This window comes from Pseudomonas sp. AC229 (genome assembly GCF_979254655.1).
Window position 1 is genome coordinate 1 of sequence record NZ_CEEDHK010000001.1, and the last position, 13,066, is coordinate 13,066.

Sequence of the window (13,066 nt, forward strand, 5' to 3'; positions counted from 1 at the left end):
AAGACGGCATACGCGATGTGCCGCTTCGTCTCGTGGGCTCGGAGATGTGTATAAGAGACAGGTCCTACACCTGTAGGAAAATAATCATTCCAAGACCCTTCCCACAAAACAAACATCCCCATCTGGCACCGACCTTCAAACCCCTCTTAACTTGCCCGTGCGCCATCAGCCCACGGAGCCACCGCCATGCCCGCACGCCTCGTCTTGCTATTTTCCCTGTTCACCGCCCTACCCGCCCTTGCCGACGGCGGCACCATCCGCTTCGAAGGCCAGATCGTCGAAGCCGCCTGTACGGTCAGCGCCGAGCCCACTGCAACGGCAAGCAACGTCCAGGTCATTACCCGCCCGGCAAACGACGCCTGCTCGCGCGGTGCCCCAGCCTTTACAACCCAGGTCGGCTCGCTCGACGGCAGCCAAACCGATCTCGACAACCCAGTGATCACCATCACCTACAACTAACCGCCACCGCTCTCGCCAAGCCACCGATCTATTTGTATTTGCCAGCGCGCCCGAGCGCTGGTATCTGTACATGCACACAGTGGTTTGGCGTACCGATGCACTCCCTCGACGATCCCCGTTTCTACTACCTGGCCAACTTTCATAAAGCGCTGGCATGGCTTGCTGCGCGCTACAGCGACCTGCTCAGCGCCGACGAGGCGGCCTTCGTGCGCGTGTTTGTCGAGTTACCGTTGCCCTCGCAAGCGCTGCTTACACGCATGATCATGCGCAAAGGGCCGCACTTTCGCGCCAGCAAGCTCAGCTATGAAGAAATCGGCTGTCCGCGCCAGGCCGCCGAGCCGCTGCTGGCCTGTGGTTGGGTGCATAACGAACATGCGTTGAGCCTCGCCGAGCTGTTCGCGTACCTGCGCAAAGACGAAGTGCTTAACCACTTCGGCACGTTGCTGCTCACCCGCACGGCCAACAAACCGCAACTGCTGGAGCAGCTCGAAGAGCACTTGCCCGGCGCGCGCCCGTTCAGTCAGTGGTGCCCGGCGCTGGACGATCCCTTGTTAACCCTGGCCATTGGCGAACTGATCGACCGCCTGCGTCTGATGTTCTTCGGCAATCTGCATCAGGACTGGGTGGAGTTCGTGCTCTCAGACCTAGGCATTTTCCGTTACGAACAGGTTGAGCTCAGCGCCGAGTCTCGCGGGTTCACGCGGCGTGACGACGTCGACACCTATATCCACCTGTGGAATTGCCGCCAGCGCTTTGAAGCGGGCGAGCCGCTGACCGAGGTGATCGAGCACATTGCCCAGGTGCACACCGACAACCCGCTGCTGCTGGAGCGACGCGGCAAATTGCTGTTTCGCATTGGCCAGCACTTGGAACGCCTCGGCGAGCTTGAACACGCCTTGGGGCTGTATGGCGTCAGCGGCTACCCGCAGGCGCGGCAGCGGCAGATTCGCGTGCTCGAGCGCCTCAGCCAGTTCGAGCAGGCGTATGCCCTGGCGCAGCAAGCCGCCGCCGCGCCGGTCAACGATGCCGAGGCGCAACTGGTGGGCCGCGCCCTTACCCGCTTGAACCGGCAGTTGGGCCTGGCCAAAGCCAGCCGACCGGCGAAGGTGGACGCCGGGCTGATCGAACTGAGCCTGCCGTTCCACCCCGACTTCAGCGTCGAACAGCGTGTGCAGTTGCACCTGAGCGAAGACGGCGCACCGGTGTATTACGTGGAGAACGCGCTGATTTGCAGCCTGTTCGGCTTGCTTTGCTGGCCGGCGATTTATGCGCCGCTGCCGGGCGCGTTTTTCCACCCGTTTCATGCAGGGCCCGTGGACTTGCTGCGCGCCGACTTCAGCCAACGCCGCGCCGCACAGTTTGCTGATTGCCTCGACGCCTTGAACAGCGACGCTTACCAGCAACGCATTCGTGCTACCTACGCGGAAAAATTCGGCATTCAGTCGCCCTTCGTGTATTGGGGCCTGCTCAGCGAAGAACTGCTGGACCATGCCCTGCTCTGCCTGCCCGCGGCGCACCTGCGCGCTTGGTTTCAGCGCTTGCTGGGCGACATCAAAGCCAACCGCGCCGGCATGCCCGACCTGATCCAGTTCTGGCCCGCCGAACAGCGCTACCGCATGATCGAAGTGAAAGGCCCCGGCGACCGCCTGCAAGACAATCAAAAGCGCTGGCTGGCGTTCTGCGCCGAACACGGTATGCCGGTGGACGTTTGCTACGTGCAATGGAGTGAGGCGTGATTTATCAGGTGGCCGTGCGCGCCCTCTGCGAGTTCACCGCCAAACAAGGCGACCTCGACTTGCGCTTCACCCCCTCGCCCACGGCCCAGGAAGGCATCGCCGGGCACATGAGCGTGGTCGCCCGGCGCGGCTCGGGTTACATCGCCGAGCTGCCGCTGAGCGGCGAGTACGAAGGCTTGCTGGTACGCGGCCGCGCCGATGGCTACAACCCGGACGAGAACCTGCTGGAAGAAATCAAAACCCACCGCGGCGACATCTCGCGCATTCCAGACAACCACCGGCTGCTGCACTGGGCGCAGGTGAAGGTGTACGGCGCCTTGCTGTGCCGCGAGTACGAGCTGGAAGAAGTCGACCTCGCCGTGGTTTATTTCAATGTGCTCACCCACAAGGAAACCAGCTTCCGCGAAACCTTCAGTGCCAGCGCATTGCAGGCGTTTTTCGAGCTGCATTGTCAGCGCTTTATTACTTGGGCCAAGCAGGAGCAGGCGCACCGTATCGAGCGTGACGACAGCCTCGGCCATCTGCGTTTTCCCCACGCCACGTTTCGCAGCGGCCAGCGCCAGTTAGCGGAAGCGGTGTACCGCGCCGCCCGTGACGGCCACAGCCTGATGGCCCAGGCCACCACCGGCATTGGCAAAACCATCGGCACGCTGTTCCCGCAGCTAAAGGCCTTTCCCGAGCAGAAGCTTGATCGCCTGTTTTTCCTCACCGCGAAAACACCGGGCCGGCGATTGGCCCTCGATGCGCTCGAAACCCTGCGCGCCCAGGAACCGAAAATCGCCCTGCGCGTGCTCGAACACGTCGCGCGCGATAAAGCCTGCGAGCACCCCGACAAAGCCTGCCACGGCGATTCCTGTCCGTTGGCCAAAGGCTTCTACGACCGCCTGCCCGCCGCGCGCAAGGCCGCCCTCGACAGCCAGTGGTTGAACCAGAACGCCGTGCGCGACGTGGCCCTGGCGCACGGCATTTGCCCGTACTACCTGAGCCAGGAACTGTGTCGTTGGAGCGACGTGGTGGTCGGCGACTACAACTATTACTTCGACATGACCGCCCTGCTCTACGGCCTTACCCAGCTCAACGAATGGAAAGTGACGCTGCTGGTCGATGAAGCCCACAACCTGGTGGAGCGCGGGCGCGGCATGTACAGCGCCGAGCTGCAGCAAGCGCGCTTCAAGACCATGCGCGGCCTGGCGCCCAAAGCCCTGAAGAGCGTGCTGGACCGGGTAAACCGTCACTGGAACCAACTGCACAAAGACCAGGAAGCGCTGTATCAGGTGTACCCGGCCGCGCCGGACCTGTTCATCATGGCCCTGCAAAAAGCCGTGAGCGCGATCACCGATCACCTCACCGACCAGCCCACCGGCAACGAAGCCGAGCTGCTGCACTTCTACCTCGACGCCATGCTGTTCTGCCGCCTTGCGGAAGTGTTCGGCCCGCACTCGTTGTTCGACATCAGCCGCCACCTCGGCCCTGGTGGTACCGCGCAATCGACCCTGTGCATTCGCAACGTGGTGCCCGCGCCGTTTCTCGCCCCGCGACTGGCAGCGGCCCACAGCTGCACGCTGTTCTCCGCCACGTTGAGTCCCGCCAATTACTATGCCGACCTGCTCGGCCTGCCGGAACAAACGCCCTGGCTGGACGTGGAATCACCGTTTCTGGCCGAGCAATTGCACGTGCAGGCGGTGAGCAACCTGTCGACCCGTTATGTCGACCGAGAGCGTTCCCTGGCGCCAATCAGCGCGCTGATGGCCCGCCAGTTTGCCGAACGGCCGGGCAACTATCTGGCGTTTTTCAGCAGCTACGCCTACCTGGAACAAGTGCGCGATGAATTTATCGCCGCGCACCCGCTGGTGCCGATCTGGGTGCAATCGCGGCAAATGGACGAAGCCGAACGCCAACATTTTCTCGACCGTTTCCACGCCGACGGCCAGGGCATCGGCTTTGCAGTGCTGGGCGGCGCTTTTGGCGAAGGCATCGACCTGCCAGGCAATCGCCTGATCGGCGCCTTTATCGCCACCCTCGGGCTGCCGCAAATCAACCCGATCAACGAGCAGATCAAGCAACGCATGCAAGCGATGTTCGGCAGCGGCTACGACTACACCTACCTGTATCCCGGTTTGCAGAAAGTGGTGCAGGCCGCGGGCCGCGTGATCCGCACCCAGCAAGACAGTGGCGTGGTGTATTTGATGGACGACCGCTTCAGCCAAGCGGCCGTGCGGCGGTTATTGCCAACGTGGTGGGAAGTGCAGCGGTGTCGGTTGCCGACGGTGGACGCGGTGGTTTGTAGGAGCGACTTCAGCCGCGATGCTGTTGATCGTTACCCAAGCAACTCCGCAAACGCCTTGTCCGCTTCCAGCACGGCGGGCAATGCGGCAAACACGGCGTCCAGATCCAGCTCTTCCACCAATGGCCCGCTCAACGAGGCTTTGGCTTCCTCGGTGGCGCCGCCATGGGCTTTCATCGCTTCGGCAATCAGCACAGCTTGCGCCAGGGTTTTCGCCAGGGGTTGGTCGGCTGGCGCCTGTTGCGGATTGCCCTGCAGGGCAATGGCGGTCTGAATCAGTTTCGGCAGCTGCCAGCGACGCGCCAGTTCGGCGCCCACTTCCGGGTAGCCGAACCCTAACTGCAAGGTTTCATTGGCCGCGCGGCCAGCGGCGTTGGCGTGTTTGCTGTTGTTCAGTTGCGGTGCGTATTGCGGCGCGCCGGTTTGAATCAGCAGCTCGCCGATGTTGTGCATCATGCCGCAGGTGAAGGCGGTGTCGGCATCCTGGCCGGCCTGTTTGGCCAACAAACGGCTGATACTGGCGACCTGAAAGCTGTGAATCCAGAAGCCTTTGAGATCAAACGTGGCGTCGGCTTTAAAGGCGCCCGTTACCGCCGAGGCCATGACCAAGGTGCGCAAGGTGTTGAAGCCCAGGCGCGAGGCGGCGTCTTCGATGCTGGTGGACTCGCGTGCGCCGCGGTAGCGCGAGGAGTTCGCCAAACGCAGCACCTTCGCAGCGATCACCGGGTCCAGAGAGATATTGCGCGCCACGGCGTCCAGGCTGGACGAGGGGCTGTCAAATTGCTGAATCAGTTCCAGCGCCACCTTGGGAATGCTCGGCAGAGCGTGCAGGTCGGCAAACAGCGTTTCTATATCCATGAGCTCACTCTCAGTTAAACGGCGTGTAAGGACAGCATAGGCAAAGTTTTTTCCGCGTACCGACACCGCGTATGGGCCACACCATTGAAGCTAGCAAGGCGTCGCTGCCTGCGCTAGCGCTGAATCCGAAAGCCTTTGGGCGACAGCCCTGTGCCGCGCTTGAAGAAGCGCGAAAAATAAGCAGGATCGGAAAACCCCAAACGGTCAGAGACCTGATTAACGGTCATGGCGCTGTAAACCAGGCAGCGTTTGGCTTCTAAAAGTAGTCGCTGATTGATCATCTGCAACGCCGATTGCCCGGCCAAACGTCGGCACAGCGCATTCAGGTGGGCGGTGCTGATGTTCAGGGCGCTGGCGTAATGCTCAATCGGCAGGTGTTCGCGGTAATGGGCTTCGAGCAAACGGGTGAAAGCGTCCACATGCTCGCGCCCCCGGTCCGGCCCGTGCGCCAGCGATTGCGCCTGGGCGCGGCGGCCGAGCGACACCAGCAATACGCTGATCAAAGACTGCAACATCACATCACGGCCGCTTTGCTGCTGGTCGTACTCGGCGGCTATCGACTCGAACAGCGCGTCCAGATACCGCCCCTCACTGCCGCCCTCGCGGTCGATGGCGAAGCAGGCGGGCTGTCGCAGCACCTGGCTTTCCAGCGTGGCGGCCAGTTGTTCAGCCAAGGGTTGCGCCAGGCTCAGAATGTAGCCCTGCACATCGTCGGAAAAGCGAAAGCCGTGTACGCACAACGCCGGCACCACTTGTACCGAACTGCTGAGCACCTCGGTCAGCGAGCCCTCGATCTGCAACTGCGCCTGCCCGGATTGCACATACAACAGCTGCACCAGGTCGCCGTGGCGGTGCGGTTTGATTTCCCAGTGGTGCAACCGGCTGCGCGCCGGAATGGTCTCGCAATGAATCAGATCCGGCGTCGGCCAGGCCGCCGTTTCGCCATACAACTTGAACACCGGAACCGCATTTTCAGCAGATTTTAGCACAACCATCACCCACGAAAAGTACAGAAACGCGATCCGATATTGCCTTCCCGGCCAGCCTTTAACCACAAAAAATACAGGAGTCATAAAAACAACTAAGTGCTCTCGCCCACCGCAGAGCTGCACAGGACAACGCCCATGAAAACCCAGATCGCAATTATCGGTGCCGGCCCGTCCGGTTTGTTGCTCGGCCAGTTGCTGCACAAAGCCGGCATCGCCAACGTCATCATCGAACGCCAAACCCCCGATTACATCCTCGGCCGCATCCGCGCCGGCGTGCTCGAACAAGGCATGGTCGACCTGCTGCGCGAAGCCGGCGTCAACGAGCGCATGGACGCCGAAGGCCTGGTTCACGACGGTTTCGAACTGGCCTTCGACGGGCGCAGCGAACACATCGACCTCAAAGGCCTGACCGGCGGCAAAACCGTGATGGTGTACGGCCAGACCGAAGTGACCCGCGACCTCATGCAGGCCCGCCAGGCAGCCGGCGCGCAGACGTTCTACAGCGCCAGCAACGTGCAGCCGCACGATATGAAAAGCGCCCAGCCCTACGTCACCTTCGAACACAACGGCGAAACCTTGCGCCTGGACTGCGACTACATCGCCGGTTGCGACGGTTTTCACGGCGTCTCGCGTCAGTCCATTCCCGCCGGCGTGCTCAAGGAATTCGAGCGAATTTACCCGTTCGGCTGGCTGGGCATCCTGGCCGATACGCCGCCCGTAAACGAAGAACTGATCTACGCCAACCACGAACGCGGCTTTGCCCTGTGCAGCATGCGCTCGCCCACCCGCACCCGTTATTACGTGCAAGTGGGCGCCGATGAGCAGGTTGAAGACTGGTCTGACGAGCGCTTCTGGGACGAACTCAAACTTCGCCTTCCCGCTCCGGTAGCCGCGCGCTTGGTGACCGGCCCCTCAATCGAGAAAAGCATCGCGCCGCTGCGCAGTTTTGTCGTCGAGCCCATGCAATACGGCCGCCTGTTCCTGCTTGGCGACGCCGCGCACATCGTGCCGCCGACCGGCGCCAAGGGCTTGAACCTGGCGGCCAGCGACGTCAGCACGCTGTACCGCATTCTGCTCAAAGTGTATGGCGAAGGCCGCACCGATTTGCTCGAAAAATACTCGGAAATTTGCCTGCGCCGGGTGTGGAAAGCCGAGCGCTTTTCCTGGTGGATGACCTCGATGCTGCACCGTTTTCCCGACACCGATGCGTTCAGCCTGCGCATGCAGCAAACCGAGCTGGATTACTTCGTAAGCTCCGAGGCGGGACGCAAGACCATCGCCGAAAACTATGTGGGCTTGCCTTACGAGGCGATTGAGTAATACCCGGTGCGAGGCTGCAACAGATGATTCAGCGCGCTGCGACAGGTGTGTCACTCCCGACGCACCCTCTGCAACCGCCCCGCACGCCTTGCGCCGCGCTGGCTCGGGCCTCTTAGCCAGGCGCGGGGCTTTGGGCATGTCGCTTGCTGCAACCTCTGCATGCGACGGAAGGATGACTGCAAGCGGCGACCCATCAGGCTATGGTTGTGTCACCTGCGCAGCGTCTGCCCTGCTCTTAAGCACGACATTCCGGCGCCGATTCATCACAAGAACAAGAGGCCGATTCGCCCCACGACATCGGCCATCGGGAGTCCTGCTATGCCTTTGCATGCCGTGGAAACCAGCGCCAGTGAGCTGGCCGCTTTCGTCAGCGAAAACTTCCCCGAACGCGGTATTCGCCCCGACGGCGTTATCGCGCAATCCTGGTACCGCAGCGTTAACCAGCACCAACTCAACCCCCGTGCGGTAAACGTCAAACACATTCTCACCGCCGAAGAAATTCGCCAGCACCAGCAGCAACATCAGGAGTACCTGGCCATTGCCAGCCAGGGCGTCAGCGGCCTGGCCAAGCGGGTGGTGCAAGCCGGCTTCGCGGTATTACTGAGCGATGAAAAAGGCATCACCCTCGACTCGCGGTTGCCTCATCAGCGCGACCTGTACACCCAGTCGGGGCTGATCGTCGGCGCCCGTTGGGATGAGTCCGTAGCGGGCACCAACGGCATCGGCACCGCCCTGGCGGCCGAGCAAGCGATGACCATTCACCGGGAAGAACATTTCCTCACCTCGAACTTTCGCCTGAGCTGTTCGGTGGCGCCGATTTTCGACGCCCAAGGCGCACTGCGCGGCTGCCTGAACGCCACCAGCCTGAACAGCGACGGCCCAAAAGAAGCGCAGTACCTGACGCTGCAACTGGTGATCATGTATGCGCGCCTGATCGAGAACGCGCACTTTCGCCAGCGCTACCGCGACTGCCTGACCCTGGCGATCAAACCGCGCGACGACGTCACCGACCTAGCCAACGAGCAGTTGCTGGCCATCGACGAAGGCGGCCGCATCATCGGCGCCAACCGTGCGGCGTTTGTCGCTTACGACCAGTCCCAGAACCAGGCGCTGCTGAGCCGGCGCATCGACACGCTGCTGCCCGCCAGCGTCGACGAATTATTGAGCATGACCAGCGGCGGCGCCCGGGGCGTGCAAATGCGTGCGCTGGTGGACGAAGCGCTGGTGGACGTCGGCCTGCGCATTCCCGTCGGCCGTGTGCCAGCGCAGGGCAGCCCGGCCACCGTCACGCCAATTGCGCCGCGCCCCAGCGCCCAGCAGCACCCGCAACTCGATCAACTGGGCGGCAACGACCCGCTGCTTCAACAAGGTGTGCGGCGCATCCGCAAGGTGCTCGACAAAGGCATTGCCGTGCTGATTACCGGCGAAACCGGCACCGGCAAAGAAGCCTTTGCCCGCGCCATTCACCAGGCCAGCGCGCGGCGTAACGGTCCGTTCGTGGCGCTCAATTGCGCGGCCATTCCCGAAACCCTGATCGAGAGCGAGCTGTTCGGCTACCGCAGCGGCAGCTTCACCGGCGCCAACAAAAAAGGCATGAAGGGCAAGCTGGAATTGGCCAACGGCGGCACGCTGTTTCTCGATGAAATTGGCGACATGCCGGCGCACCTGCAAACCCGTTTATTGCGCGTATTGGCTGAGCGCGAGATCACCCCACTGGGTGCCGAAACGCCGGTCGGCCTGGATGTGCAAGTGGTGTCTGCCACTCACCAGCATCTGGCCAACATGATCAGCGCCAAGCAGTTTCGCGAAGATCTGTTCTACCGCTTGAGCGGCATGACCTTGCACTTGCCCGCCTTGCGCGAACGCAGCGACCGCGAGCAACTGATCGAGCACCTGTTGGCGGCGCAGCCGGGCGCTCAAGGGCTGCGACTGGATGAACAGGCACGGGCGCGTTTACTCGGCTACGCCTGGCCGGGAAATATCCGTCAGTTGCTCAACTGCCTGCGCTACGCCGTGGCCCTGGCCGAAGACGGCGTGATCGACAGCGATTGCCTGCCCGCCGAGCTGCAAGGGGCAATTGTCGCCGCGCCCATGCCGGTCGCCGCGCCGGTCAGCAACAACCTCGCCGAGCAACTGGAGGGCGATGAGGTGCGGCATTTGTATGCCACCTTGCGCCGGCATCAATGGAACATCACTGCCGCCGCCGAGAGCTTTGGCATCTCGCGCTCGACGCTTTACCGCAAGATGAAAAAGCACGGCATCGTGCAGCCCAACGAGGTGTTTTAACAGGCGCCTCAGCCCAGCAGCGGCGCCAGGGTTTTGCGTGAACGTGCAGGCACCGGGTGCCTGTCTTCACGCGGGCAACAGGCGAAGCGCGTGCGGTAGCAGCGGGAGAAATACGACTGCGATTCGAAGCCGCACGCCAGGCTGATTTCCAACACGCTCATGTCGGTCTGGCGCAGCAGTTGCCGGGCTTTTTCCAGGCGCAGGCGCAGGTAGAAATTCGACGGCGTGTCGTTGAGGTACAAGCGAAACAAGCGCTCCAATTGCCGCCGCGTCACCTGAATGCGCTCGGCCAATTCCAGGGTGTCGAGCGGCGGTTCGGTGTGTCGCTCCATATCGCCAATCACCTGCACCAGCTTGCGGTTACTGATGCCGTAGCGCGTGGCGATTTCCATGCGCTGGTGGTCCTGACGCGGACGAATGCGGCTGAGCACAAACTGCTCCGACACCTGCACCGCCAGCTCGGCGCCGTGGGCCTGGGCGATCAGGTCGAGCATCAGATCAATCGACGCCGTGCCGCCGGCGCAGGTGATGCGCGAGCGGTCCACTTCGAATAATTCCTGGGTCACGTGCAGGCGTGGGTACGACTCCTTGAAGGCGTCCAGCGCCTCCCAATGCAGCGTCACGGTGTGGCCGTCGAGCAGGCCGGCTTCGGCCAATACCACGGCGCCGGTGTCGATGCCGCCAAGCGTAACGCCCTCGCCATCCAGGCGTTTTAGCCACCGCGCCAGCGCCGGGCTGTAGGCCTGCAACGGCTCAAAACCGGCCACCAGCAGCAGCCGCGCAGTACGCGCGAGCGGCGCCAGGCCGCTGTCGGCGTTGATCGACATGCCATTGCTGGCCAATACCGGCCCGCCGTCCAGACTCATCACCTGCCACCGGTACAAATCGGCCTGAAAACGGTTGGCCACGCGCAACGGCTCCACCGCCGACAGAAAGCCGAGCATGGAAAAGCCCGGCAGCAGCAGAAACCAGAAGTCTTCAGTAACTGGAGTCGAAGGCATGACACGGCTCGGCAAGGGAATAGTCGTGGCTTACGCCGTTGCGGTGGCGTTGGCAATGCAGCAGGTCGCCTGAGTACAAATGCGGGTCGCTACCGTGTGATTTTGCCGCCAGCGCTGCCGGTAATTTGGCCCACAGCTGGCAAGGCATCGCTGGCTCCACTCGACAACAAGTATTCCCGTCAGCACCGCGCTGGCGAGAAATCAGCCACATGAGGAACACCGATGAAGACCGTACTCAGTTGCTGTTTGTTAGTGCTCGCCAGCCAGACCGCTTTCGCCGCCGACCCGGCCTCCTGCAAGAACGTGCGCCTGGGCGTGGTCAACTGGACCGACGTGATCGCCACCAGCGCCATGACCCAAGTGCTGCTCGACGGCCTGGGCTATGAAACCAAGCAAACCAGCGCCTCGCAGCAAATCATTTTCGCCGGCATCCGCGACAAACGCCTGGACCTGTTCCTCGGCTACTGGAACCCGATCATGACCCGCACCATCACGCCGTTTATCGAGGCCAAGCAGGTGCGTGTGCTCGACAAACCCAGCCTCGACGACGCCCGCGCCACCCTCGCCGTCCCCACCTACCTGGCCGACAAAGGCCTGAAAACCTTCGCCGATATCGCCACGTTCGAGAAGGAGCTGGGCGGGAAAATCTACGGCATCGAACCGGGCTCAGGCGCTAACACGCAGATCAAGGAAATGATCGCCAAAAACCAGTTCGGCCTGGGCAAATTCCAGTTGGTGGAATCCAGCGAAGCCGGCATGTTGTCCGCCGTCAGCCGTGCGGTAAAACGCAAGGAAGCCGTGGTCTTCTTCGGCTGGGCGCCGCACCCCATGAACGTCAACCAGGACATGACCTACCTGTCCGGCAGCCAGGACGCCCTCGGCCCGGACGAAGGCCGCGCAACGGTGTGGACCGTTACCGCGCCGGACTACGCCAGCCGCTGCCCGAACGTCGACAAACTGCTCAACAACCTGCATTTCACCGCCGCCGACGAGAGCCGCATGATGCAGCCCTTGCTCGACCACAAAGACCCGCTCGAATCGGCCAAGCAATGGCTCAAGGATCACCCGCAAGACCAGCAGCGCTGGCTTGAAGGCGTGACCACCCTCGACGGCCGCCCGGCCAGCGAACACCTGAAACTCAGCACCAACCCCTGACCGCTCCCCAACCGCCGCGCAGCCCACCGTGACTGCGCAGCGGCTTGCCCTGCCTGCTTGTTGAAGGACATGCCATGAACCACGACGTGATCATTACCTGCGCCCTGACCGGTGCCGGCGACACCACCGGCAAAAGCCATCTGGTGCCCATCACCCCCAAACAAATTGCCGCCGCTGCCGTGGAAGCCGCCAAGGCCGGCGCGACGGTGGTGCACTGCCACGTGCGCGACCCCGACACCGGCAAATTCAGCCGCGATGTGGCGCTGTACCGCGAAGTGATGGAACGCATCCGCGAGGCCGACGTAGACATCATCGTCAACCTCACCGCCGGCATGGGCGGCGACCTGGAAATCGGCGCGGGCGAAACGCCCATGGAATTCGGCCCCAACACCGACTTGGTCGGCCCGCTCACCCGCCTGGCCCATGTGGAAGAACTGCTGCCGGAAATCTGCACCCTGGACTGCGGCACGCTCAACTTCGGCGACGGCGACACCATCTACGTTTCCACCCCCGCCCAACTGCGCGCCGGCGCCAAACGCATCACCGAACTGGGGGTGAAAGCCGAACTGGAAATTTTCGACACCGGCCACCTGTGGTTCGCCAAACAGATGATCAAGGAAGGCCTGCTGCACGACCCGCTGTTCCAACTGTGCCTGGGCATTCCCTGGGGCGCGCCGGCCGACACCACCACCATGAAAGCCATGGTCGACAACCTGCCCGCCGACTGCACCTGGGCCGGCTTTGGCATCGGCCGGATGCAAATGCCCATGGCCGCACAAGCCGTGCTGCTGGGCGGCAACGTGCGGGTTGGGCTGGAAGACAACCTGTGGCTGGACAAAGGCGTGCTGGCCAGTAATGGCGCGCTGGTCGAACGGGTCAGCGAAATTCTGACCCGCCTTGGCGCACGCATTCTGACGCCGGCCGAAGGCCGGGCAAAAATGAACCTCAGCCGTCGCGGCTGACCCACTTTTCTACTGC

Annotated in this window: 10 protein-coding genes and 1 pseudogene; 7 read left to right on the plus strand and 4 right to left on the minus strand. The window is 62.6% G+C overall.

Features of this window, described 5'->3' with window-relative positions:
* Positions 1-186 precede the first annotated feature (186 nt).
* The 3 genes and pseudogenes from AC0IW7_RS00005 to AC0IW7_RS00015 all read left to right on the plus strand — a co-directional run.
* Positions 187-459, plus strand: coding sequence for a hypothetical protein (locus tag AC0IW7_RS00005; protein WP_471815276.1), 273 nt, complete (start codon positions 187-189; stop codon positions 457-459).
* Positions 460-554: 95 nt separating this feature from the next.
* Positions 555-2,195 carry a VRR-NUC domain-containing protein gene (locus AC0IW7_RS00010; protein ID WP_471815277.1) on the plus strand — a complete coding sequence of 547 codons (1,641 nt, stop codon included), beginning with the start codon at positions 555-557 and terminating at the stop codon, positions 2,193-2,195.
* A pseudogene (locus tag AC0IW7_RS00015) lies at positions 2,192-4,459 on the plus strand (ATP-dependent DNA helicase); the annotation flags it as partial. The gene AC0IW7_RS00010 and the pseudogene AC0IW7_RS00015, both read left to right, overlap by 4 nt.
* Positions 4,460-4,512: 53 nt before the next feature.
* On the opposite strand, the gene AC0IW7_RS00020 reads toward AC0IW7_RS00015, so the two are convergent.
* Together AC0IW7_RS00020 and AC0IW7_RS00025 are read right to left on the minus strand one after the other, a co-directional pair.
* Positions 4,513-5,337: an HDOD domain-containing protein gene (locus tag AC0IW7_RS00020; RefSeq protein ID WP_122493952.1), complete on the minus strand. Its 825-nt coding sequence runs from the start codon at positions 5,335-5,337 to the stop codon at positions 4,513-4,515.
* Between the two features lie 113 nt (positions 5,338-5,450).
* Complete coding sequence (locus AC0IW7_RS00025) at positions 5,451-6,326, minus strand: helix-turn-helix domain-containing protein (RefSeq protein ID WP_471815278.1); 876 nt, start codon at positions 6,324-6,326, stop codon at positions 5,451-5,453.
* A gap of 135 nt (positions 6,327-6,461) precedes the next feature.
* Here AC0IW7_RS00025 and pobA point away from each other — a divergent pair, with 135 nt between their 5' ends.
* Positions 6,462-7,646, plus strand: coding sequence for a 4-hydroxybenzoate 3-monooxygenase (pobA, locus tag AC0IW7_RS00030; protein WP_471815279.1), 1,185 nt, complete (start codon positions 6,462-6,464; stop codon positions 7,644-7,646).
* Positions 7,647-7,964: 318 nt separating this feature from the next.
* Positions 7,965-9,932, plus strand: a complete 1,968-nt coding sequence (locus AC0IW7_RS00035; protein WP_471815280.1) for a sigma-54-dependent Fis family transcriptional regulator — start codon at positions 7,965-7,967, stop codon at positions 9,930-9,932.
* Between the two features lie 8 nt (positions 9,933-9,940).
* On the opposite strand, the gene AC0IW7_RS00040 is transcribed toward AC0IW7_RS00035, so the two are convergent.
* Both AC0IW7_RS00040 and AC0IW7_RS00045 read right to left on the minus strand, forming a co-directional pair.
* Positions 9,941-10,933: a GlxA family transcriptional regulator gene (locus AC0IW7_RS00040; RefSeq protein ID WP_463383535.1), complete on the minus strand. Its 993-nt coding sequence runs from the start codon at positions 10,931-10,933 to the stop codon at positions 9,941-9,943.
* The gene (locus AC0IW7_RS00045) at positions 10,911-11,081 is read right to left on the minus strand and encodes a hypothetical protein (RefSeq protein WP_471815281.1); all 171 of its coding nucleotides are present in this window, start codon (positions 11,079-11,081) and stop codon (positions 10,911-10,913) included. Before AC0IW7_RS00045 ends, AC0IW7_RS00040 begins: the two co-directional genes overlap by 23 nt.
* Positions 11,082-11,155: 74 nt before the next feature.
* On the opposite strand from AC0IW7_RS00045, the gene choX reads away from it, so the two are divergent.
* Together choX and cdhC are read left to right on the plus strand one after the other, a co-directional pair.
* Positions 11,156-12,088, plus strand: coding sequence for a choline ABC transporter substrate-binding protein (choX, locus tag AC0IW7_RS00050; protein WP_471815282.1), 933 nt, complete (start codon positions 11,156-11,158; stop codon positions 12,086-12,088).
* Between the two features lie 74 nt (positions 12,089-12,162).
* Complete coding sequence (cdhC, locus tag AC0IW7_RS00055) at positions 12,163-13,050, plus strand: 3-dehydrocarnitine:acetyl-CoA trimethylamine transferase CdhC (RefSeq protein WP_471815283.1); 888 nt, start codon at positions 12,163-12,165, stop codon at positions 13,048-13,050.
* Positions 13,051-13,066 lie beyond the last annotated feature (16 nt).